The organism is Flavobacterium ammonificans, assembly GCF_020886115.1.
GTDB lineage: Bacteria > Bacteroidota > Bacteroidia > Flavobacteriales > Flavobacteriaceae > Flavobacterium > Flavobacterium ammonificans.
The window spans coordinates 716734-739115 of the sequence record NZ_AP025185.1 but is presented as its reverse complement, the minus strand read 5'-3'; the positions used below and the strand labels follow the sequence as shown (position 1 = coordinate 739115).

At 35.8% G+C, this 22382-nt stretch carries 21 protein-coding genes and 2 tRNA genes; 8 read left to right on the top strand and 15 right to left on the bottom strand.

What is annotated here, in order from left to right; translation table 11 throughout:
* Positions 1-319: 319 nt before the first annotated feature.
* The 4 genes from LPC20_RS03185 to LPC20_RS03170 form a co-directional block, all read right to left on the bottom strand.
* Positions 320-393, bottom strand: a tRNA-Asn gene (locus tag LPC20_RS03185).
* Between the two features lie 837 nt (positions 394-1230).
* On the bottom strand, positions 1231-1632 hold the full coding sequence (locus LPC20_RS03180) for a hypothetical protein (RefSeq protein WP_229326433.1): 402 nt from the start codon (positions 1630-1632) through the stop codon (positions 1231-1233).
* 17 nt (positions 1633-1649) lie between these two features.
* On the bottom strand, positions 1650-2069 hold the full coding sequence (locus tag LPC20_RS03175; protein WP_229326431.1) for a hypothetical protein: 420 nt from the start codon (positions 2067-2069) through the stop codon (positions 1650-1652).
* A 26-nt stretch (positions 2070-2095) separates the two neighbouring features.
* Complete coding sequence (locus LPC20_RS03170) at positions 2096-2788, bottom strand: hypothetical protein (RefSeq protein WP_229326429.1); 693 nt, start codon at positions 2786-2788, stop codon at positions 2096-2098.
* A gap of 176 nt (positions 2789-2964) precedes the next feature.
* On the opposite strand from LPC20_RS03170, the gene LPC20_RS03165 reads away from it, so the two are divergent.
* Positions 2965-3213 (top strand): helix-turn-helix domain-containing protein, encoded by a 249-nt coding sequence (locus tag LPC20_RS03165; RefSeq protein WP_229326427.1) that lies wholly within the window; start codon positions 2965-2967, stop codon positions 3211-3213.
* 107 nt (positions 3214-3320) lie between these two features.
* Here the strand turns inward: LPC20_RS03165 and LPC20_RS03160 are convergent, their stop codons facing one another.
* Both LPC20_RS03160 and LPC20_RS03155 read right to left on the bottom strand, forming a co-directional pair.
* Positions 3321-3686, bottom strand: a complete 366-nt coding sequence (locus LPC20_RS03160; RefSeq protein WP_229326426.1) for an HIT family protein — start codon at positions 3684-3686, stop codon at positions 3321-3323.
* Positions 3683-4687: an HNH endonuclease gene (locus LPC20_RS03155; RefSeq protein WP_229326424.1), complete on the bottom strand. Its 1005-nt coding sequence runs from the start codon at positions 4685-4687 to the stop codon at positions 3683-3685. The genes LPC20_RS03160 and LPC20_RS03155 overlap by 4 nt, the downstream gene beginning before the upstream one ends.
* Before the next feature lie 526 nt (positions 4688-5213).
* Here LPC20_RS03155 and LPC20_RS03150 point away from each other — a divergent pair.
* Positions 5214-5714: a replication/maintenance protein RepL gene (locus tag LPC20_RS03150; RefSeq protein ID WP_229326422.1), complete on the top strand. Its 501-nt coding sequence runs from the start codon at positions 5214-5216 to the stop codon at positions 5712-5714.
* Here the strand turns inward: LPC20_RS03150 and LPC20_RS03145 are convergent.
* The 3 genes from LPC20_RS03145 to rseP form a co-directional block, all read right to left on the bottom strand.
* Positions 5711-6913: a site-specific integrase gene (locus tag LPC20_RS03145; protein ID WP_229326420.1), complete on the bottom strand. Its 1203-nt coding sequence runs from the start codon at positions 6911-6913 to the stop codon at positions 5711-5713. The genes LPC20_RS03150 and LPC20_RS03145 overlap by 4 nt on opposite strands.
* A 112-nt stretch (positions 6914-7025) precedes the next feature.
* Positions 7026-7099 (bottom strand) — tRNA-Asn (locus tag LPC20_RS03140).
* An 84-nt stretch (positions 7100-7183) separates the two neighbouring features.
* On the bottom strand, positions 7184-8527 hold the full coding sequence (rseP, locus tag LPC20_RS03135) for an RIP metalloprotease RseP (protein WP_229326418.1): 1344 nt from the start codon (positions 8525-8527) through the stop codon (positions 7184-7186).
* Between the two features lie 332 nt (positions 8528-8859).
* On the opposite strand from rseP, the gene LPC20_RS03130 reads away from it, so the two are divergent.
* The 5 genes from LPC20_RS03130 to hflX all read left to right on the top strand — a co-directional run bounded on the left by LPC20_RS03130 (position 8860) and on the right by hflX (position 17209).
* Entirely contained in the window at positions 8860-9903 is a 1044-nt protein-coding gene (locus tag LPC20_RS03130) for a Gfo/Idh/MocA family oxidoreductase (protein ID WP_229326416.1), read from the top strand.
* A 314-nt stretch (positions 9904-10217) separates the two neighbouring features.
* The gene (locus LPC20_RS03125) at positions 10218-11429 is read left to right on the top strand and encodes an MFS transporter (protein ID WP_229326414.1); all 1212 of its coding nucleotides are present in this window, start codon (positions 10218-10220) and stop codon (positions 11427-11429) included.
* Positions 11430-11740: 311 nt separating this feature from the next.
* Positions 11741-14578, top strand: a complete 2838-nt coding sequence (locus LPC20_RS03120; RefSeq protein ID WP_229326412.1) for a TonB-dependent receptor — start codon at positions 11741-11743, stop codon at positions 14576-14578.
* Entirely contained in the window at positions 14532-15947 is a 1416-nt protein-coding gene (locus LPC20_RS03115; protein ID WP_229326410.1) for a DUF5689 domain-containing protein, read from the top strand. The genes LPC20_RS03120 and LPC20_RS03115 overlap by 47 nt, the downstream gene beginning before the upstream one ends.
* A gap of 35 nt (positions 15948-15982) precedes the next feature.
* Positions 15983-17209 carry a GTPase HflX gene (gene hflX / locus LPC20_RS03110; protein WP_229326408.1) on the top strand — a complete coding sequence of 409 codons (1227 nt, stop codon included), beginning with the start codon at positions 15983-15985 and terminating at the stop codon, positions 17207-17209.
* 58 nt (positions 17210-17267) lie between these two features.
* Here hflX and LPC20_RS03105 read toward each other — a convergent pair whose 3' ends face one another.
* From LPC20_RS03105 to LPC20_RS03080, 6 genes are all read right to left on the bottom strand, one after another.
* Positions 17268-17774, bottom strand: coding sequence for a DUF2480 family protein (locus LPC20_RS03105; RefSeq protein ID WP_229326406.1), 507 nt, complete (start codon positions 17772-17774; stop codon positions 17268-17270).
* A gap of 40 nt (positions 17775-17814) precedes the next feature.
* Entirely contained in the window at positions 17815-18138 is a 324-nt protein-coding gene (locus LPC20_RS03100; protein WP_229318030.1) for an SUF system Fe-S cluster assembly protein, read from the bottom strand.
* A gap of 50 nt (positions 18139-18188) precedes the next feature.
* On the bottom strand, positions 18189-18602 hold the full coding sequence (locus LPC20_RS03095; RefSeq protein ID WP_229326404.1) for a GxxExxY protein: 414 nt from the start codon (positions 18600-18602) through the stop codon (positions 18189-18191).
* 127 nt (positions 18603-18729) lie between these two features.
* Entirely contained in the window at positions 18730-19149 is a 420-nt protein-coding gene (locus LPC20_RS03090) for a SufE family protein (protein WP_229326402.1), read from the bottom strand.
* 15 nt (positions 19150-19164) lie between these two features.
* Positions 19165-19587, bottom strand: coding sequence for a hypothetical protein (locus tag LPC20_RS03085; RefSeq protein WP_229326400.1), 423 nt, complete (start codon positions 19585-19587; stop codon positions 19165-19167).
* Position 19588: 1 nt separating this feature from the next.
* Positions 19589-20803 (bottom strand): aminotransferase class V-fold PLP-dependent enzyme, encoded by a 1215-nt coding sequence (locus LPC20_RS03080; RefSeq protein ID WP_229326398.1) that lies wholly within the window; start codon positions 20801-20803, stop codon positions 19589-19591.
* Positions 20804-20993: 190 nt separating this feature from the next.
* On the opposite strand from LPC20_RS03080, the gene LPC20_RS03075 reads away from it, so the two are divergent.
* Positions 20994-22340, top strand: coding sequence for a serine hydrolase domain-containing protein (locus tag LPC20_RS03075; RefSeq protein WP_229326396.1), 1347 nt, complete (start codon positions 20994-20996; stop codon positions 22338-22340).
* Positions 22341-22382 lie beyond the last annotated feature (42 nt).

Sequence of the window (22382 nt, the reverse complement as noted above, 5' to 3'; positions counted from 1 at the left end):
AAGTATTCCCTTAAGTGGATTTATGATAAGTTGTCTCGGCCAATGAATTTAATACTTCGTAAAATATAATTAGAACCCTCATTAAATATAAAGATGTTAAATATATAAACTCTTTATGTTATATACCGGTTTTACCATACTTCTCGAAAAGAAAAACGGCTTCTTTTTTGACCACCGGGGTATGAAAAATTAGAAATAGTTTCAACTTTTTTAGGTTTTTATACCTACTAAAACAAAGGGTGTTGGATAAATGGTTGGATAAAAAAATATCTGTAAAAAGGAAAAGCCCCAGCTAGTAATAGCTGAGGCTTTTAACCTGCTCCCCCTCTTGGGCTCGAACCAAGGACCCTCTGATTAACAGTCAGATGCTCTAACCAGCTGAGCTAAGGAGGAAAGTCTCTTTTAAAGCAGAACTCTCGTTATGTGCAAACAGTGTGCAAACAAAAACCTGTTGATTATTTATTTGATCTGTGTGAGACAAATGTATCAAAACTTTTCGATTTGATGCAACCACTATCCCAACATCTCTTTTCCAAAAGAAAAAAAGAAAAAAGAAAGCGCCTCTATAGAGGTAATGATGAACGAGAATGGAGGAAGAATTCCGACTGGTAGTGAAGAATGGACTCTACATTTGCTGGATTTTATCTTGATGACTTATTACTACTAAACGAGAATAACACCCCTGAGCACCGCAGAAATTTATGTAGAGCAACGAAATAAATTTTGAGGAGCGACGGTTGGTGTTGTGGCAATCGAACAAGCTACACTAGACCGAGAATGAAATGCAGCTTTAGCGAAATGGAATGTAGGGATAGTAGCGTGTAACGGCAAGGAATAAATTAACCACAACGAAGCGTTCCTTGATTAATAGCAAACGAAGTGAGCTAACCTTGATAGCTGAGAGAAAGCGCAACCACCAAATTATCATAGAGCGAAAGACAACAATACTGCTGAATGCAGAGAAGCGAAATGAAGCTGTATGTTGGATTAAGTAGCTCTTACGAACGCAATGAGTGCGCGTGTGAAGATTGGGAGCGCAGAAAGCAAAAAAGGGCTGTTATTTTTCATAACTGCCCTTGGTTTTGGTTTCAAGTGGTCTGTGAAACGGAGCTTCTTAAAGCGACTGGAACAGCCCAACGCAACAAAGCAAACGATTGGAGAGAGACCGCTTGATTGCGAGTAAAGTTATGATCAAGAGTTAAAGCATAATGTTTTACTTTGAAGTTGAAGTTATTCTTTTTCATGATCTACTAAATACTGATAGCTTTTAGTAATATTACCTTGAATCCTGTTAAAATTATCAACAATATTTTGGAATTGATAATTATCTGCAAAATCACTGCTTCTAAGATTATAAGAGTTTGAATATTTAATTAATTCCTTTTTTAGCCATTCCCTTGTTTCTAAAATCCTCAAACTTGGAAAATTATCCTCATTAACATTTTCATCTATTGCGTTAATCAATCCATTTATTCGTGATTGTATCCAATCTTTTCTTTCATCATAAATTCTTTGCTTGTACATTCCAACCGAACTCATCGCATTTACAGGGTTTTGGGGAACGTATGGCCTAAATTGACAATATCCAAATGTTGAAAAGAGAATTAATAAAAGAGAAATGTTTTTTTTCATTAGGTATGCTTTTTGAATTATCTTAAATTTATAGTTCCATCAAGATCCATAATTGGTATAAGGTATGGGCATAATTTGTTCCATTCATCTTTACTAATTGGTTTGTAAACCATATTATAAAGTCGAAAATAATCGTCGTGCTTAGTGGTTCTACTGTAATAGTTTCCAGTTATCTGCATTTGTTTTAAGTCAGCTGGACTAAACATTAACAGTACTCTTTTAAGTAGTTGTTGATTTCCATTTAGTTCCTTTTTAACAGGGATGAAATTTACTCTCTCAATTACATCTACAAAATCTGATGATTCAAAATTACTTTCAATTCCAGAAGGATGAAGTTTGTAGTACGCATCCCAAGTTATATCAATATTATAATTTGATTGTGCTTGAACTGTAATAATACTTAACAATGCAATTGCAGCAAATAAAAATCTTCTCATTATTACTGGATTTAAAATTTCTAAAATTACTTATTTATTTCAATCTCTCTATCAGTAGATGTGTATGCTTTATATTGAGTCCCAGCTTGAATTGTTGCTGCCTGACCTTTAAGAAGTAACAATGGTGCTGCAACTAAAGCTGCTGCAACTACAACACCAGCTCCTCTAGATTTACCTTCATCATTTACATTTAAATTAACTGGAATTCTCTGTCCATCAACAGCTTTAATATAATCTACACTAAATGAAATCGATCCTTTTTTACCAAGAGCACCATTCTTCTCAGACTTAGTAATAGTTGCAATTACTTGACTTCCAGCTGTAGCTACTACAGTTTTACCATCATCACCAAAAATATCATCTTTAACACCCATTTGGAATGTAGTACCTACCTTAGTAGTCTTAGATGATAATGTTTCATTAGCAATTAATATTATTGGTGTTCCTGCACTGATTTTAGCCTTATTACTTTTAGCAGCTGATTTTTCAGAAACTTGAGGGATAAACTTTTCTCCGTTTTTGAAAGTTACCATTAAAACATCTGCTAATGGAATTGTAAAGGCTACAGTAAGCCCTGGTTTTTCATATTTTAATTGTGTATCACTAATCTCAGTGATCTTAACTTTTAATTCTTCTCCTGTCTTTTTAATTACAAGATCTTGTGAATGTACATTACCAAATACTAATAAAGTAATTAGTGTAAATAAAAATGATTTCATGTGGGGTTGTTTAAAAATTATTAATCTACAATTATAACTATTTTATGTGCAATACTACATCACTAAATTTAGTGATATTATATTTTATTTCAGATGCAAAAATATAAAAATTAAGTTACAAACAACCGATTGAATACAATCACTTGTTTTAAATCTTCTACCGCTAATTTTCAACTATGGAAAAAAGAGTTAGAAAGAACGATTTGAGTGCTGATATTATTTCTTTAGGGAAGCGTATAGAGGAGATTATAAAGGAGAAGGGGCTAAAGACCAGAGAAGTTGCTCATGATGCTGATTTGGATGTTGAGAACCTTAGGAAGTACATTAAAGGTAAACAAGAGATGAAGATTAGCACGATGCTTAAAATCATTAAATCTCTTGATGTTACTCCAAACGATTTATTTGTTTTCTTAAACAAGCAATAACGGGGGTGCTATCGGTTTGAAATCAACTCTAGGGGTATTGATTGGGAGGTCTCCACTCTTTCATATAAACAGTAAATAATACAGCTGATAATTTAGAAATTAAGTAGTTAATAATAACCTTTGCCTTGAATACAATGTCTTATGCCTCCTCTAGGGTTTTTCGTATCGCCTTTGTATCTTGGAATAATGTGACAATGAAAGTGCATTACAGTTTGCCCAGCATCTTCACCACAATTCATTCCAATGTTGTACCCTGAAGGAGAAAATTGTTTTTCAATCTCCCCTTTACCGCTTTCAATAGCTGTATTTAGATCGTTTTTTTCTTTTTCATCTAAACTAAAGTAATCTTTTTTTAAATCCTTAGAAATGATTAAAAGATGTCCTAATGAAACAGGAAACCTATCATAGATTGCGAAGAAATAATTTGTTTCAAAAACGTAATGTTTTGGTTCTATCTGTTGAAAGACGCTCATCGATTATTTAGTTTGGTTATTAGTCTTTTAAAAAAGGGATCTGTTTCTCTGTTATAATGTGGAGAGTTCTCCCAGTAATTGTTCTTAAGGACAATCTTTGCGTTCTCATAATGATATAGCATTGATTTATTCCTCTTTACAGAAGTGTCTCCAAGAGCGTTAGCAATTTTCTTTTTCCATGGATGATTACTTCCCATGATGTTCTCATTACGTGCTACTAGCTTCTCAAAGTAGTGCTTACCTATTAATGAGTCATTTTTGTTCATGTTGCAGATGCTATGACTCAACACAAGATTCCATATTTCATCATGTTGGATGAATTGTCTTGGTAATACATGATCTACATGAATGTCTTTATCTCCAATTTTTTCTCCGCAATAGAAGCATATATTTCCTTGGTAACCTTGTAAGAACGGAATGTTGGAAGTTATATTTGTACGCATGTAGCTATTCTCTAGATAAACATCTCTGACATCATTGGACAACTTAAAGTCACCATGTGCTAAAGAGAAAGCCCCTTCTAATAAACTCCATCTAGCATCAAGCTCATCTGCGAGCTCTTGTTTCAATGTTTCATTTATTTGGAAAGTAGCATCATGTAAATAGAGCTTTTTTCCAAAATCAAAGTGGTAGAACTTCTCCCCAACAATATCTTTATCAGTTCCAATCGTTTGAAACCTTGGAATAACATCATTGAAAGCTTCTGTTGCCACTAAATTAACTGCGCCATTATAATCAATTAATTCTTTTTTTAGTAAGTCAACAATTCTTTCCATCTTTGTTCTTCTCGAGGGATTACTTTGCTGTGGATTATCACTAGATTTAAGCCTCTCAATATACGTGTCCAAATAAACTTTGGATAGCTGATGCCATTCTATAGTCTCTTTACCTTCAGAAGCAAGTTCTAGAATAGTTTTACCAAGAGCAATCTTGTAAGTGGCTTGATTTAAACCATAAAGAACTATCCCTTTCCAGTAGTCTGCATCTTCGAATTTATCCATTAGATACTATATAATGTTTTGTGTTACGTCCATACAAACATAAGAATATTTTATCTCATGGAAAGAAAGCTCTAATTATTGTATATAGTGTAAGTATTCCAAGTTGATTACTTGGATTGGTGTTTGGAATTTGGTGCTAAGACTGTTCTGAACATGCGAAATAATCTTTCTCGTTACAAATCTGCTATAACTAACATTTCTCGTGATGAATGTGCATCAATGCTATATTAATTCTATTGGAAGCTTATAACAAGTTTCTGCTTAAAAATAGTCTTCCTACAGGAGGTGTGAATACAGCTGTAAAAGAACTGACATCAATGTTTCTTGTACTAGAGAATATCAGGCTCTTGCTCATATATCCAAGGTGGATTTATTGATGTTTTAAAGTGAAATGTTATATTATTTAAAAGAATAATATAATTATATTTGATATTCAATTAGTTAGTGTTTATTTTTTATAAAAATTATTCAAAAAATTGCTTAAAATCAACAATATTTATATCTTTGTAAACTAAATAATTAAACTATGGGAACTGTAAAACAAAGATACAAAGACACAAAAGCGAAAGAAATTGTTGACCATGAGACTGGCGAAATAATAGATGTTAGCTATGCGGGCTTGATAGAAAGAAAAAGTACAAATGACATCAGCATTAGTAGCAAGGCATATGTTTACCTTGACACAGACCAACTATTTACATTGCTAGCTAATGGCATAACACAGGTTGAATTAGCGTTATTAGTAACAGTTTCAAACAACTTAATGATAGGTAGTAACATTTGCATGATAAATGATGATAAGCCCCATACAGCAGACAGCATCGCTAAAATGATTGGTACATCACAACAATCAGTCAAACTCAAATTAAAGAGCTTAGAAAAGATTGGAGCGATATACCATGGCATAATGAAGGAGAACAAAAGATTAGGGAAAGTGTACATAGTGAATCCGCATATTATTAGAAAAGGTCATAAAATGAAACAGTCATTAGCAACAATATTTGACGAAATTAAAAGACAGTATTAGCTAATAACGTGTTTATGCATTGCATCAAGTACATCAGTATCGAATGTGTCCAAATAGATGTTTGTAATTTTATTACCGAACTCGTGGCCCAATGCTTCTGCAATTAACTCATTGGAGTATCCCAATCGTTTAGCTATTGTACCAAAAGAATGCCTCGAGGTGTATGTTGTTACAGGAGAACTTAGTCCAACTTGCTCGGATAAACGTTTGAGGTATTTGTTGGTGGTTTTGATGAATTGACGAATGAGTTTTTTAGCTCCAAGACTATCCTCTAGAGCGTCATTTGGTAAAATAGGCAACAAGTATTTACTTCCATCAACATTGAACTGTTTAAAAAGTACTTGTGCTTCAGGAAAGAGCTTTATGCTGTAGTTTTTATGTGTCTTACGTCGTTTGTATTCCACTCTCCCATCGATTATATTGGATTGCTTAAGGTAAGCCATATCAGTAAAGGACATACCACGCAGATAGAAGCTCAAAAGGAAGTATTTTAAAGACCTCTCTGCTGTAGAATTTGTTTCAAGGTTTAAACGTATCAGCTTAGTGATATCGTCTTTAGAAACGGCTCTTTTTGCTGTTTTTTCAGTCCTTATACTAATCTCAGCAAAAGGATAGTTTGATCGTTCTATGATCTTGGCTTTAATGGCCTTGTTGTAAATAGCCCGAATAGACCTAAAGTAGTTTGAAATACTGTTTTGCTTCAATCCGTTCATGGATAGGTGGTGTGCAAAATCATCTAAGAGAGAGTAATCTATTTCCTGAAACCCTAAATCATCTCTACCATAAAAACTTAGCAGTCTGTTAACCGCTGTTTGGTATATAATAGCGTTACCTGTTCTGTTTACCTCAATCATCTGAGAAATTAGCTTATCAGAAAACGTTTTAAAGGTGGTATTCAGCTGCTTCTTTGGATTGTCATCTATCATAAACCGAAGTTGTTCAATACTAAACTCATCATCTAACTGTAAAATAGCTTTTTGTATCTTGAAGTACTTTTGGGTAATTTTTAGATTGAGTAAGTTGGCATTGGGGTGTGATTTATCGATTTCAATTCTTTTATCATTCCAATAAGTTAATGATATTGATACTCCAGAATTGAGTGTGTACACTTTTCGGTTTTGGGTGATTCGGAAGATGATATTGAAACTTCCGTCAGATTTAGCTCTTCTTGTATCAAGAAGTGTTTTAAGATTTACCATAATTTGGTTTTAATTATGGCTTTTGCTGTACAAAATATGCGCAAACAATTATTAGAAAGTGAACCAAAAAGTTATAAAAACAAAAAAGTCCAACATTTCTGCTGGACTTTTGCTCCCCCTCTTGGGCTCGAACCAAGGACCCTCTGATTAACAGTCAGATGCTCTAACCAACTGAGCTAAGGAGGAAAGTGTATTTCACTTTTAAAGCGGTGCAAATATAGGGCTAAAATTGTTTTTCGCAAATAATTCGCTCTAAATTTTAAAAAAAATTTACTTGCCTACAATTGCTTTATAAATATCATTTCCGTTAGCAAACAACAACAAGCTGATAAGTAAAACAATACCAACCATTTGTGCGTTTTCTAAAAATTTCTCGCTTGGTTTCTTGCCGCTAATAATTTCAAACAATAAAAACACCACATGACCCCCATCCAAAGCCGGAATTGGCAATAAGTTCATAACCCCAAGCATAATAGATAACAAGGCCGTAATGTTCCAAAATACTTCCCAACTCCATGAACTTGGGAATATGTTAAATATTGCTGCAAAACCTCCTACTTGTTTGTACGCCTTCGTTTCTGGATTGAAAATCATCTTCAATTGTTTGCCATAGCCCACTAATTGATCCGCTCCTTTTTGAATTCCAATCGGGAACGATTCAAAGAATCCAAATTCGTGTTTACTTACTTTGTAATAGCCTAGTTTTTCAAGAGATTTTAAATCCAAAGCACCCAATTGAACCCCTAATTTTCCATCTGCATCCACCTGAACCGGTACTTGTATTTCCTGGTCGTTTCTCAAAACACCCGCTACAATGAGCTTGTTTTTATTCTTTTCCAAAATTGTTCTAGCTTGATCCATATATTTTGCTGGCTCTTCGTTCAAACGCAAGACGATATCTTTAGGTTGTAAAGTCTTGTTTTTTGACCCTTCAGAAACAGCTCCTACCACAAACGGCATACGAATAGTTGCAAGTGATACTTTTTCTATTTTTGACAATTGGTCTACAAAATCGATAGGCATAGCGATGGTTTTTGAAACCCCATTTCTTTCTATAACTACTTCTTTAGCCATAAGAATTTGAGCGTTCATTTGGCTGTCAACACGCTCTAATGGCTCTCCGTCAATAGCAAGTATTTTATCTCCCGTTTGAAAACCTGCTTGTTGCATTACAGGGTTTTCAATTAGTAATCCGTCTTTCAAATCTTTGGTAGCTACAAACATTTCGCCATAAGCAAATGCCATCCCGATATAAATGATAAACGCCAAAACAAAATTCACCGTTACACCGCCTAACATTATGATCAAACGTTGCCAAGCTGGTTTAGAACGAAACTCCCAAGGTTGTGGTGGCAAGGCCATTTGTTCTTTGTCCATACTCTCGTCGATCATACCCAAAATTTTTACATAGCCGCCCAAAGGCAACCACCCAATTCCGTACTCGGTTTCGCCAATTTTCTTTTTCAAAAGCGAAAATTTTACATCAAAAAACAAGTAGAATTTCTCTACTCTAGTTTTGAATAATTTGGCAGGTATAAAATGCCCTAATTCGTGTAAAATAATTAGTAATGATAAACTCATTAAAAATTGAGAAAGCTTGATAACAATATCCATGTTCTAGTTTTAATTCTAATTTTGATGCACAAAAATAGGGTTTTCTTTTGTATTATAAATAGTTTAAAAAACCATCGGCTGCTAAAAGTTTGTTAATTCGATATACGATTTGCGATCCCGAAGCGTCGGGACGAAGTACGATATAAGAGGTAAATGACGTTTTTTGAAAGCTACACGTTCCCCTCTCGAGAGGGGCTAGGGGTGTGTTTATATTTCTCGTTTAAAATAATAAACGCGAAAAAAGAAATTCTTAATCTCAAAAATCTTGGCGTCCTTGAGTCTTCGCGGCAGAAAAAAACTTTACTTTGCATACGCATTCAAAACAAAAAAACATGCAAAAAATCAAAACTGCTTTACTCTCTTACGGCATGTCTGGAAAGGTGTTTCATGCTCCTTTTTTAACGCTTCATTCTGGTTTCGAATTAGTAGGTTCTTGGGAAAGAAGCAAAAAATTAATCCAAGAAGACTATCCAAGTGTAACGAGTTATCCTAGTTTGGAAGCGGTTTTGGAATCAGATGCAACGTTAATTGTGGTGAATACGCCTGTAGGAACGCATTTTGAATACGCCAAACAAGTATTGCTGGCAGGCAAACATGCTTTGGTCGAAAAAGCCTTTACCACCACTGTTGCAGAAGCGAAAGAATTAACCGATTTGGCTAAAGCCAAAGGACTAAAATTAGCCGTTTTCCAAAACAGACGATGGGACAGCGATTTTAAAACGGTTCAAAAAATCATTGATGATAATGCGTTGGGCGAAATTGTTGAAGCCGAATTCCACTTTGACCGTTACAACCCCGTTTTAAGCCCTAAAATTCACAAAGAAACAGCCAATGGTGGCGCTGGAATCTTAAAAGATTTAGGACCACATTTGATTGATCAGGCCTTGTATTTATTTGGCATGCCCAAAGGCGTTTTTGCGGACATTCGTATCACGCGTGAACAGTCTATTGTAGACGATTACATTGACATTTTGTTGTATTATTCAGATAAAAGAGTCCGATTGAAAGCGGGATTTTTTGTTCGCGAGCCTAATCCTGCCTTTGTATTACACGGCAAAAAAGGATCGTTTCTAAAACCCCGTGGCGATGTACAAGAAGACGAATTAAAATTAGTCAAAAAACCCAACTTAACCACTTGGGGAACTGAACCCAAAGACAAAGAAGGCTTGCTGCATACCGAGTTAAACGGAGAAATCGTTCGAGAAAAAATCCCGACACTTCAAGGGAATTATTACGATTATTTTGACGGCGTGTATCAATCTATAACTCAAAACCAACCTGAACCCGTTACCGCTCAAGAAGGCGCTAATGTGATGCAAATTATTGAAGCGGCGATACAAAGTAATACTGAGCAAAAAGTAATTACAATAAGTTAGATTTACGATATAGGATTTGCGAAAGCTACACGTTCCCCTCTCGAGAGGGGCTAGGGGTGTGTTTTGTTTACAATACACTACATAGAACTCAGATTTAAGAAATTCTAAAAATAGTGAAATAAAAATCTGTGAATCTGTGGTGGAAAAACAAAGATTGCTTCGTCGTCCCTCCTCGCAATGACGCAATAATCCGCTGAATCTGTGGCAAAAAAATTATAAACAATAACGTTGTAATTGAGTGTCATTACAGATTTATCACTTTCGAACAATCCGTTTTTGTATTTTTGACACAATGAAATCCTAAAGACAGCATTTTGATAGATTTAAACTTTTTAGGCCGATTCAAAGGCAAAGGAAAATATAAGAAAAGCTACCGCGAAGCCAAAGCATCTTACTTGAATAGAATTCGGTTAGGAGTAGGTTCTTTCTACTTCGGAATGGGGTTGTGTTTTGCTTCGTGGGCCAGTCGGATTCCAGATATCAAAACCAGTTTACATCTTAGCGAAGCCACTTTAGGGTCTATTTTATTTGCCGTTCCGGTAGGTCAATTGGCCATGATGCCATTTTCAGGAAAATTAGTCACGCGTTTCGGCAGCCACAATACACTTCTTTTTGCCATTATCATGTACACTATAAGTTTGGCCAACTTAGGTTTGGCTTCCAATCCTTGGGTATTGGCCTTAGGCTTGTTCTTTTTTGGCGTTTTTGGCAACTTGTCGAATATTTCTGTAAATACTCAAGGGGTGTATACCGAAGGTTTGTTTAAAAGAACCATTATGTCGTCTTTCCATGGTATGTGGAGTTTGGCGGGTTTCACTGGCGCTTTTGTGGGACTGGGAATGTTGGCATTGGAACTTACACCTTTCCAACATTTTGTTTGTGTTGGCATTCTCGTTTTATCGTTGATTTCGTTCAACATCAAATACCTCATCAAAGCGGTCGAAAAACCACAACCCAAAAAAGAAAAAGGATTTAGAAAACCCGATAGATTATTGTTGTGGTTAGGCATAATTGGTTTCTGTTGTATGGCAAGCGAAGGGGTGATGTTTGACTGGAGCGGCGTATATTTCAAAGATGTAGTAAAAGCACCTGGGCCTTTAGTAATTTTGGGCTATACTTCGTTTATGATTATGATGGCAAGCGGACGTTTTTTTGGCGATCGTTTCATTCAAAAATTTGGTCGAAAAAGAGTGATGCAAATCAGTGGTGTGGTGATTTCGAGCGGTCTTTTTACGGCTGTCTTTTTCCCTTATATTATACCGTGTACCATTGCTTTTATGTTTGTTGGGCTAGGAGTTTCGACCATTATTCCTACTTTGTATAGCATTGCTGGAAAACATCCTGAAATACCAACAGGCGAAGCTTTAACAGCGGTTTCAAGTGTAAGTTTCTTAGGCTTTTTAATGGGCCCGCCCATTATTGGCTACATCGCTGAGGCTTTCGGACTGCAATTTTCTTTTGCCTTTATCGGCGTTTTTGGTGTTCTTATTTCGTTTATGGTATCTAAAATTTCTACTGCGGAATAGGTTTTAGAAGGACGATTTACGATATACGAAGGACGATTTGGAACATAGATGTCATAAATTAGAGAAGTCCAAAGATTCTTAATTAACTTAATCGTTCGAAACATTTTGCGCTTTTGCGCCTTCGCGGCAAAAAAAATCAATAAAAAAATTAAACCAATAAATAAAATTATTATTTTTAACCAACGAATAGGTTTAAATGCCACAAAGCCAATTCGTTTTTTCCAAAAACAACCTTTTTAATCGTTACATTTCAAGACAATACACCCATTATTGTTTTGAAAATCCCCCTTTTCATTTTAATCCCAAATTCTATGAAAACCCATTTCCTATGTCTATTATTTCTGTGTAATTGCGTCTCGCTTTTTGCTCAAAAAGAAAGTATTCTTTTAGGTAAAATTATTGATAAAAAATCTCAGTCTCCATTAAACTCTGTTGCTGTTAGTATCCAAAACACTAACGAAATGCAATTAACCTCTTCTGATGGAAAGTTCCGATTGGTAACTCAACTTCAAAATAATCAATTGCTTTTAATTCACTCTGATGGCTATCAAGACAAATTAATCAAGGTCGTTTTGCTGCCTGGCAAGTCGTTTGATTTAGGGACAATCCCTCTTGAAGAAAACGATGAAATCGAAAAAGAAGCTGGCAATATTGCCCTTTTAGACAGTGATATAAATGATGATAGCGGAGGTAACGAAAGTAGTTCAGGTCTACTTCAAGCTACGCGAGATGCCTACCAACAGGCAGCGGCATTCAATTGGGGAACAAGCCGGTACAGAGTTCGTGGCTTGGACAGCAAATATGCTGTTCTAATGATGAACGGTATTAAAATGAACAAATTTTTTGATGGAAGGCCACAGTGGAGTAATTGGGGCGGGATCAATGATGTGTTACGAAATCAGGAAATTTCAATTGGAACCAACCCTTCTGATTTTAGTTTTGGCGATCTCTTGGCTACACAAAATATAAGTACGCAAGCCAGCCAATACAGAAAGGGAACAAGAATCTCATTTTCTGGAACCAACACGAACTACCAATGGAGAACTATGGTAACCTACGCCTCTGGAATGAATGAAAACGGATGGGCGTTTGTGATTTCTGCAGGGAAAAGATATGCCGGAGAAGGGTATTTTGATGGAACTAACTATGACGCAAATTCATTTTTTATAAGTGTTGAAAAAAAACTAAGCGATCGGAATTCACTTAATTTCACTGCGTTTTACACTCCGAATTCTCGCGGGAAAAATTCACCAAATACAGATGAGGTTACGGACTTAACCTCAACAAGATACAATTCGTATTGGGGTTTCTTTAATGGGCAAAAACGCAATTCTCGAATCAAAAAAGTAGAAGAACCCGTTTTTATATTGAATGATTATTTTAAAATAAATGATAAAACCACCTTAAATCTTGGTGCCTTATTTCAGTTTGGAAAAATAAGTAATACCAATATCGATTTTCAAAAAGCAAACAGCCCCGATCCCTCTTATTATAGAAAAATGCCAAGCTTCTTCAGTTCTTTATATGCACGAGATGAGGGGGAGTTTTCGGGTGCGTTTACTCCTGACTTAGCGAATGCCGAATTAAATAAACTCGCGTTTTTATCTCAGCAGCAAATCGACTGGGGGGCAATCTACAAAGCCAATCAAAACCCTGTTACTAATTCGAATGGAGAAATAACGGGTTATGAGCCCGGAAAAAGTAAATATATCTTGTTTGAGGATCGAACAGATGATACAACGGTAGCGCTAAACTCTCAGTTGCACTCAAAAATAACCGATCATATTCATTTCAATTCCAATGTATCGTATAATCAGCTGTATTCTCACAACTATCAAAACGTAGTAGACTTACTTGGCGGAAGCTATTTTGAGGACATTGACCCTTTTTATAGAGGAGATCAGGCTCAATCTGATTTAAACCAACCAAATAGACAAGTTCGGGTTGGTGATCAGTATGGTTATAATTACTCGTTTCTCGTGAAAGAATTGGAAGGATTCACGCAATTTCAATTTCAATATAAAAAAATTGATTTTTATTTAGCTCAAGAATTTTCAACTACCAATTTCCAACGAGAAGGATTTTACAAAAACGGCCTCTACCCCACTACTTCTTTTGGTAAAAGCGCCAACGTCCAATTTGAAAATTATGGGTTTAAAGGAGGTCTCGTATTAAAAATTTCTGGAAAACAATTAGTGTTGTTTAATGGATACTTTGCTACTAAAGCCCCTAATTTAAGGTCTGTTTTTCCTAACTCAAGACTAAATAACAACATTGTAGACCAAATAAGTAATGAAAACAATAACAGTCTAGATGCTAGTTATGTGTATCGTTCGCCAAAATTAAAATTGCGTTTTTCTAGTTTTTATAATGAAATTATTGGGAGCACCGAAAACTCCTTTTTCTATGCCGAAGGGATTTTTGATAACGGAGCTGGAAACAATAGTACCAATGCGTTTGTGAGCCAAACATTAACACAATTGGATAAAAAAAATTGGGGAACTGAACTGAGTTTTGAATACCAAATTGATCCAACATTAAAAGCTACTTTAGCAGCCGGTTTTGGAGAATATATTTATAATAGCAATCCCAATGTAACGATTACAAACGATGCCAAAGCCTCTGCAGAAAACAGATTACCAATTTTTGATTTTGGAACTGCTGCACTCAAAAATTATCGTCAAGCGGGCATGCCACAACAAGCCTATTCTGTGGGTTTAGAATACAGAAATCCAAAATACTGGTGGATTAGTGCTAATGCTAATTATCTGGCAGATCGATATGTCGATATTTCACCTATTGCGCGCACTTCCATTTTTTTTACCAATCCCGTCAGCGGATTTCCGTTTCCAGAAGCCACTTTAGATCGAGGAAAAACCCTTCTCAAACAAGAAGAACTACCCTCAGTAATGCTCCTAAATTTAGTTGGCGGTAAATCTTGGAGAGTGATGAAAAAAAATCTGAATCTATTTTGTAGTATTAATAACGTATTGAATACAACATTTAAAACAGGAGGGTTCGAACAAGCCCGTAATGCCAACTTTAGGCAACGGAATCAAGACGTTTCCAACGGAACACCCAACTTTGGCAACAAATATTTTTATGGCTACGGAAGAACCTACTTCGTTAGCTTATCTTTCAATTTATAAATCCCAAATTAGTATGAAATCATTTGACTTAAATCGTATTGTGTTAGTATTGCTATTCTTTTCAGCAACAAGTTGTGTAAAAGACGAAATAGCCCTTCCTTCAATAGAATGTAACCAGCCGGATTTAGTGGTGAATAAGCGCGTAGAAGACATTCGAAATGCCGCTAGCGGTTTGGTTACTCAATACAAATTCAACGATGTGATTGAAGCCTACGTGGTTTCAACTGATGAATTTGGAAATTTTTTCAAGACCATTTCCTTTCAAACTTTGGCCACGGCCACACAGCCAGCCATTGGATTTAGTGTGCCCATCGATGTTAATAATACTTACATCGATTTTAGACTAGGGAGCAAAGTCTATGTCAAGCTTCAAGATCAATATACCGATCTGTTTTATGGTGGGTTGCGTATTGGAACTCTTTTTGTAAACTCATTTAATGAGGGTGGTATAGGTCGCCTTTCTCAAAATGATTATAAAAAAGTCCTTTATGTCTCGTGCACTACTTTGAAAGAATCGGAATTAATTCGCAAAATTTCATTAAACGAAATAGAAAACGACTTGTTATTAAATACTTTAGTAGAAGTCTCTGATGTACAATTTTCACAAGAGGCTATCGGTAGAAATTTTTATGAAAGCACCAATGATGTTGGTGGTGCTACAAATTGGCTTCTAGAAGATCGTTTTGGAAATAAATTAGTTTTCCGAACCAGTAGTTTTGCCAATTTTTCTGCCAACAAAGTTCCATCAGGAAGCGGAAAAGTAAAGGGAATCCTAACTAAATTTGGTTCTACTTATCAATTACTACCAAGATCAGATAAAGACATTTCAATGTTGGGTAAAAGAAACGTTCCATTTTTTACTGAAAATTTTGAAAGCGTTGCAGACAATGTAAATGTAAATCTACCAGGCTGGGCAAACATCGTTCAAAATGGTAGGCTTTTTTGGAAAGGATCTGTTTTTTCAGGAAATGGTTGTGCCGAATATGCGATTAGTGGGACCAGGGTTGCGCTCAATGTGGGCTGGTTAATCTCACCAAAAATTGATATGGACATTCATACCAATGAAATTTTAACCTTTAGAGCCGCACAACACAACCTAGATTTAGATTCTCCTTTAAATTCGCTGGAAGTTTTTGTGTCCTCAAATTTTAACGGAACGAATGTTGCGTCAGCTACCTGGATTCCGCTAAAAGCAAAACTACCAACACAGTCAACACCTTGGTACCAATTTGTGGGATCGGGAGGAATTGATTTGTCTTCATTTAAAGGAAAAATAAATATTGGTTTTCGTTATAGGGGCGAAGGAAGAAATTTGGCTTTAGATGGAGCATTCCAAATTGACGATGTTCAGATTTATGGGGAGAAGTAAAAGCAATTGCCTAAATTTGTAGCTTATTCAATATTATGCTAGAAAAAGAAGTATTAAATTTCGAAAAAACCGCTATAGTTGGAATAGTTACTCAAAATCAATCCGAAGAAAAGCTAAGAGAATATTTGGATGAATTAGAATTTCTAACTTTTACAGCAGGAGGCCAAGTGGTGAAGCGTTTTTGGCAAAAAATGGACAAACCCAATCCAAAAACTTTTTTAGGCACTGGAAAAATAGACGAAATCAATTTGTATGTCAAAGAAAACGAAATTTCAACCGTTATTTTTGACGACGAATTAACGCCTTCACAACAAAAAAATATTTCTAAGATTATTGATTGCAAAATTCTAGACCGTACCAATTTAATCTTGGATATTTTTGCTCAACGAGCCGAAACTTCCTACGCCAGAACTCAGGTAGAATTGGCACAATGTGTTTATTTATTACCGCGTTTGTCGGGACTTTGGACGCACTTGGAACGTCAAAAAGGAGGTATCGGAATGCGTGGGCCTGGAGAAACTGAAATTGAAACGGATAGACGTATTGTTCGTGACCGAATTTCCCTTTTGAAAGACAAAATCAAAACCATTGACAAACAAATGGGTGTTCAGCGAAGTAACCGTGGCGCGATGGTGCGTGTAGCTTTGGTGGGATATACCAATGTGGGGAAATCTACTTTGATGAATGCCGTTGGAAAAAGTGAAGTGTTTGTAGAAAATAAATTGTTTGCCACTTTGGACACCACCGTACGTAAAGTAGTAATCAAAAATTTACCATTCTTACTTTCGGATACGGTAGGATTTATTCGAAAATTGCCTACACAACTGGTAGATTCTTTCAAAAGTACGCTTGATGAGGTACGCGAAGCGGATTTATTATTACACATTGTTGACATTTCTCATGCTGATTTTGAAGATCATATTGTGGCGGTAAACCAAATTTTAATGGATATCAAAGCCAGTGATAAACCTGTTATCATGGTATTCAATAAAATTGATTCTTATCAACATTTGACCATTGACGAGGACGATTTAATGACCGAAAGAACGACGCGTCATTATACACTAAACGAATGGAAATCGACTTGGATGAATCGTGTGGGAGAAGAAAACGCCTTGTTTATTTCGGCTACACAAAAAGAAAACTTCGAAGAATTTAGAGAACGAGTGTATGAAGCGGTTAGACAAATACACATTACGCGTTTCCCTTACAATAAATTCTTGTATCCAGATTACAAAGACGCTATCGAAAAAGAAGAATAAAAAACAAAGCCCTTTTGAAAAATCAAAAGGGCTTTTGGGTATTATAAAACACAGCTGTTTATTTTTTTGCTTTATAGAGCGGTACTGCAGAACAAGCTTCGCCAAACATCACGCTTTTGGATACTTTGATTAATTTTTGAATCGCCAAGGTATACACTTGATTTGGAACAGCTTTTTTGGAACAGCCTTTCAAAATAACTGGGTTTTCAAAATAATCCGTGTAATCCAACTTGTTTAAAATGTCTTGGTACCATTCTATAGTGGCTAATTCCTTAGTGCCGTGAATAATTTTTAATGCAAAAGGCGCTAAATGAACCGATACTAAAGCAAATGCCCAAGCAGGCAAAATAGCGTCAGTCGAACAGTATAAAGCTACATATTTATCTTCAAATGGAGACCAATCGTACTCTTTTAATTGCGATCTAAAATCGGTTTCTCTCAGGATAAACCCTTCGGTTAACCACTGCGAAACATCCAAATCAACCACATGATCATCTGGATAGTAATCTTCTAAATCGAATACCATCAAAGAACTCTGGGCTACTTTATTTACTATTTCTTCCATGATGAATTTATTGTTTAGTCTTTAGCTGAACACTCAATTACTAAAGCATTCCCAGCTCTAGTTTTGCTTCTTCGCTCATCAAGTCTTTGCTCCATGGCGGATCAAATGTAATTTCTACATCAGCCGATTTAACGTTTTCAATTGACTTCACTTTCTCTTCTACTTCTCTTGGTAAACTTTCTGCTACAGGACAGTTTGGAGAGGTTAATGTCATTAAAATTTTCACTTCGTAATCGGTATTCACCATTACATCATAAATCAATCCAAGTTCGTAAATGTCAACCGGAATTTCAGGATCGTAAATCGTTTTTAATTTTTTAACAATCGCTTCTCCTAATTCGTTAGTGTCTATTTCTTGTGTCATAATTTTATATTTTTGACCATATAAGTCATATAAGTTTTACTTGTTATTATTTAATCTTCTAATCTTCTGTATAGTTCGTTAACAATAGTTTTTTGTCCCTCGTAATAGATGTTTTTCACATTAAAATTAATTAACAACCCCATTGGAGCATTTAATAAGTTCATATAAGTTAGTAATTGTGCTTCGAAAATGGGATTTGTTTCGGCAACCGATTTCAGTTCAACAACAAGTGTGTTTTCAACAAACAAGTCACATCTTAGTTTTGATTCTAATTCATAACCCTTGTAATTTAATGGAATCAAAAACTCAGATGAATAATTTATATTTCGTAATTCTAATTCTTTTTTAAGACATTGATGATATACACTCTCTAAAAGTCCAGGCCCTAAATTTTTATGAACTTCTATAGCCGCACCATTTACTTGGTAAACTAAATCCTTAAGATAAGTTCTGGTTATATTCATAATTTTAAAAAGTTTATAAATCTTCTCCTTCTTAAGTTTCAAAAGCCTTATTTAACTAAATAGGTTTTCCTTTAATATTACTTATAATCACTATATTTTTAAAACTTAAATGACTTATATGTTTAAATCATTTTTTTGAGTTGAATGCCAAGGCATACATTTTTATATTTTTTATCATTGAAACGAGTCCGTTAGCGCGAGTGGGTGACAAATGTTCTTTTAATCCAATGGCGTCTATAAAATCCATATCGGCTTCCAAAATATCCGCTGGCTTTTGATTCGAAAAAACCCGAATCAAAATGGCGATAATGCCCTTGGTTAATATCGCGTCGCTGTCTGCTGTAAAAGCAATAAGGTCTCCCTGTTGTTCGCCTTGCAGCCACACTTTAGATTGGCAACCTTTTATGATGTTCTCTTCGGTTTTGAACTCCTCTTTGATTAATGGTAAGTTTTTACCTAGCTCAATGATGTATTCGTAACGCTGCATCCAGTCGTCAAACATCGAGAACTCGTCTACTATCTCGTCTTGTATTTCTTTAATTGTCATATTAATCTTTGCTTTTTACTTCACAAAAGAAAGCATTTTATTTACTACTTTTTCTATTTCTACTGGCGGATAACCGTGATCAAAACTTTGAGATTCAAATGTTTTCCCTTGTTTTGTTATTTTCAAACTAGCAATCGCTGCACCGTCAAACAATCGCTTTTCGGTTGGGGCTTTTAAATTGGGAAGCGATTCTAAATTTAATCCTTGAACAGTCATTTTTATGTAATTCCAATCGCCATTTGACAATCTAAAACCATCTGGTTTTTCATCCCTACTTTTGGTTACAAAAACCATTTGGTTTTCTATTGTAATCAATTGATAAAAACCTCTAGAATAGGCTTTGTATTCTATTTTTAATCCGTTTTTATCTCCAGCTTTTTGTCCTGCACATCCTGCAAAAACTAAAATACTCAACAACAAAAGAAGACTCTTTTTCATTTTAAGACAGCATCATTTTAGCTTTCTTCACCGCTTCAACCATCACGTCAATCTCTTCTTTGGTGTTGTAAAACGCAAACGAAGCGCGAATCGTTCCGGGAATTTCAAAGAAATTCATAATCGGTTGTGCACAGTGGTGTCCTGTTCGAACCGCAATCCCTAATTTATCAACAATTGTTCCAATATCATACGGATGAATGCCATCAATATTAAATGAAATCACCGAAGTTTTCTCCTCAGCTGTTCCGTATATTTTCAATCCTTCAATAGCTAAAAGTTGTTCCGTTGCATAATGTAGTAATTCTGTTTCTTGTTTTTGAATATTCTCAAAACCAACTGAATTCATATAATCAACCGCGGTTCCTAGTACAATTCCACCAGCAATATTCGGAGTTCCAGCTTCAAACTTATGCGGCAATTCAGCATAAGTAGTTTTTTCAAAAGTAACTTCCTTAATCATTTCTCCACCACCTTGATAGGGCGGCAATTTATTCAACCACGCTTCTTTTCCGTACAAAATTCCGGTTCCTGTTGGTCCGCAAATTTTATGTCCTGAAAAAGCATAAAAATCACAATCCAATTCTTGCACATTGGGTTTCAAATGCGGGACAGCTTGTGCGCCATCAATGAAAACGGCAGCGCCAAATTGATGCGCTTTATCAATCATATATTTGATTGGGTTAATCGTTCCCAAGGCATTCGAAATATGATTGACTGTTACGATTTTCGTTTTATCCGAAAGCAATTGGTCGAACTTCTCCATCACCAATTCGCCTTTTTCATTCATCGGAATGACTTTCAAAACAGCGCCTGTTTTTTCGCACAACATTTGCCAAGGCACAATATTACTGTGGTGTTCCAAAGCCGAAACCAGCACCTCATCACCTGCTTTCAAAATCGAGGCAAATCCATTGGCAACCAAATTCACACTATGCGTCGTTCCTGAAGTGAAAAGTACTTCGTGAGCAAATTGGGCGTTGATGTGGTTTTGGATTTTAGTTCGAGACGCTTCGTAGGCATCCGTGGCTAACTGACTCAACGTATGCACCCCACGATGAATATTCGCGTTGATTTCCTGATAATAAGTCGCAATCGCATCAATAACCACTTGCGGTTTTTGAGTAGTCGCTCCGTTGTCAAAATACACCAAAGGTTTCCCGTTCACTTGTCTTGAAAGTATCGGGAAATCGGCTCTTATTTTTTGAATGTCAAACATTTATTTAGAATTTTTCTAAATACAAAAGTAATAAAATTGAAGTGGATTTTTAGCAAACAGATGTTAATAAAATTAAAGTTTTGCTCAACACAAATCCTCAAATTATCACAGTTATGATTTTGAAATTGTTTCAATACGTAAAATCTATGTTTATTATTTACTAAATTGCATCAATTTCAAATCACTCCAAATGAAAAAAATATTCCAACTTATTGGTATTGCAGCTGTTATTGGGCTGTTGTATTTTGGGTTTACCACCTACCCTAAACTCGATTTAATCTCTGGTTTTTCGGCAAAAAGCATTGCCTCTGGACATTTTATCGACCATCGTTCGCAACAAATGATTGAACAAGGCGACAACGATATTGACCTCATCGATTTGGCACAAAACACAATCGACGAAGCGGGTCAGTTTGCCACTGCTTCTGTTAAAGGCTTGAAAGAACGCAAAGCCATTTACCGTGAAGGTTTAGGAGTCACTTTAATCAACGATGATTTTGATACTTCAAAACCGTTTTTGGTTCCGAAAAGAGACGCTTCAAAAGCCAGCTTAGTTTATCCTCTTGGAGATGCAGAGCAAAAAGACACTGTTTTTTCTAACATCGATTACGATCAATTAAACCGAACCGTGGATAACGCTTTTGACAAAAAGGGTCAAAAAAACAAACGAACCCGTTCTCTAATTGTGATTTACAAAGACAAAATTATTGCCGAGAAATACGATACAGGATTTACAAAAAACAGTAAAATATTAGGTTGGTCCATGACCAAAAGTATTACCGCAACCTTATTTGGAATCCTCGAAAAACAAAAGAATTTTAATATTTACCAACCCGCACCTATTGCAGAATGGGCTAATGATGAACGCAAAAAAATCACCACTAACGATTTATTGCACATGAACTCCGGTTTAGAATGGGAAGAAAATTACGGCGCCATATCCGATGTGACTAAAATGCTTTTTCAAGCGGAAGACATGACACGTTCGCAACTCGAAAAGCCATTGGCTTTCCAGCCTAATTCTCATTGGAACTATTCGTCAGGAACGACTAATTTGCTATCCGGCATTTTGAGAAAACAATTCAAAACCCACCAAGAATACTTGGATTTTTGGTATGCAGCTTTGATTGATAAAATTGGGATGCACTCGATGTTGGTGGAAACCGATATGGCAGGCAATTATGTGGGTTCGTCTTATGGATGGGCAACCACTCGCGATTGGGCGAAGTTTGGATTGTTGTATTTACATCAAGGAAATTGGAACGGAGAGCAGCTTTTTAAGCCGAGTTGGGCAAAATATGTTGCCACACCAACCAACACTTCAAACGGACGTTATGGAGGTCAATTTTGGCTCAATGCTAGCGGACGTTTTCCTGATGCTCCAAAGGATTTGTATTTCGCAAGTGGTTTTCAAGGCCAAATGGTGGCGATTTTCCCTAGTCACGACTTAGTTATCGTTCGAATGGGATTAAAAGAAGATCCTGAATTTGATTTTAATGGTTTGCTGGGAGGAATTGTTCGCAGTATCAAAAAATAAAAACAAAAGAGCGCAAAGTATAAAACCTTGCGCTCTTTTTAT

What these genes read in the sequence shown, in the direction of transcription:
- LPC20_RS03095 (WP_229326404.1), bottom strand. Translation starts at nt 18,602, where the DNA reads ATGAATATAACCAGAACTTATCTTAAGGATTTAGTTTACCAAGTAAAT.
- LPC20_RS03130 (WP_229326416.1), top strand. Translation starts at nt 8,860, where the DNA reads ATGCAAAAAATCAAAACTGCTTTACTCTCTTACGGCATGTCTGGAAAG.
- LPC20_RS03155 (WP_229326424.1), bottom strand. Translation starts at nt 4,687, where the DNA reads ATGGATAAATTCGAAGATGCAGACTACTGGAAAGGGATAGTTCTTTAT.
- LPC20_RS03085 (WP_229326400.1), bottom strand. Translation starts at nt 19,587, where the DNA reads ATGAAAAAGAGTCTTCTTTTGTTGTTGAGTATTTTAGTTTTTGCAGGA.
- LPC20_RS03090 (WP_229326402.1), bottom strand. Translation starts at nt 19,149, where the DNA reads ATGACAATTAAAGAAATACAAGACGAGATAGTAGACGAGTTCTCGATG.
- LPC20_RS03170 (WP_229326429.1), bottom strand. Translation starts at nt 2,788, where the DNA reads ATGAAATCATTTTTATTTACACTAATTACTTTATTAGTATTTGGTAAT.
- LPC20_RS03080 (WP_229326398.1), bottom strand. Translation starts at nt 20,803, where the DNA reads ATGTTTGACATTCAAAAAATAAGAGCCGATTTCCCGATACTTTCAAGA.
- LPC20_RS03175 (WP_229326431.1), bottom strand. Translation starts at nt 2,069, where the DNA reads ATGAGAAGATTTTTATTTGCTGCAATTGCATTGTTAAGTATTATTACA.
- LPC20_RS03145 (WP_229326420.1), bottom strand. Translation starts at nt 6,913, where the DNA reads ATGGTAAATCTTAAAACACTTCTTGATACAAGAAGAGCTAAATCTGAC.
- LPC20_RS03115 (WP_229326410.1), top strand. Translation starts at nt 14,532, where the DNA reads ATGGCTACGGAAGAACCTACTTCGTTAGCTTATCTTTCAATTTATAAA.
- LPC20_RS03120 (WP_229326412.1), top strand. Translation starts at nt 11,741, where the DNA reads ATGAAAACCCATTTCCTATGTCTATTATTTCTGTGTAATTGCGTCTCG.
- LPC20_RS03180 (WP_229326433.1), bottom strand. Translation starts at nt 1,632, where the DNA reads ATGAAAAAAAACATTTCTCTTTTATTAATTCTCTTTTCAACATTTGGA.
- LPC20_RS03160 (WP_229326426.1), bottom strand. Translation starts at nt 3,686, where the DNA reads ATGAGCGTCTTTCAACAGATAGAACCAAAACATTACGTTTTTGAAACA.
- LPC20_RS03165 (WP_229326427.1), top strand. Translation starts at nt 2,965, where the DNA reads ATGGAAAAAAGAGTTAGAAAGAACGATTTGAGTGCTGATATTATTTCT.
- LPC20_RS03150 (WP_229326422.1), top strand. Translation starts at nt 5,214, where the DNA reads ATGGGAACTGTAAAACAAAGATACAAAGACACAAAAGCGAAAGAAATT.
- LPC20_RS03075 (WP_229326396.1), top strand. Translation starts at nt 20,994, where the DNA reads ATGAAAAAAATATTCCAACTTATTGGTATTGCAGCTGTTATTGGGCTG.
- LPC20_RS03100 (WP_229318030.1), bottom strand. Translation starts at nt 18,138, where the DNA reads ATGACACAAGAAATAGACACTAACGAATTAGGAGAAGCGATTGTTAAA.
- LPC20_RS03105 (WP_229326406.1), bottom strand. Translation starts at nt 17,774, where the DNA reads ATGGAAGAAATAGTAAATAAAGTAGCCCAGAGTTCTTTGATGGTATTC.
- hflX (WP_229326408.1), top strand. Translation starts at nt 15,983, where the DNA reads ATGCTAGAAAAAGAAGTATTAAATTTCGAAAAAACCGCTATAGTTGGA.
- rseP (WP_229326418.1), bottom strand. Translation starts at nt 8,527, where the DNA reads ATGGATATTGTTATCAAGCTTTCTCAATTTTTAATGAGTTTATCATTA.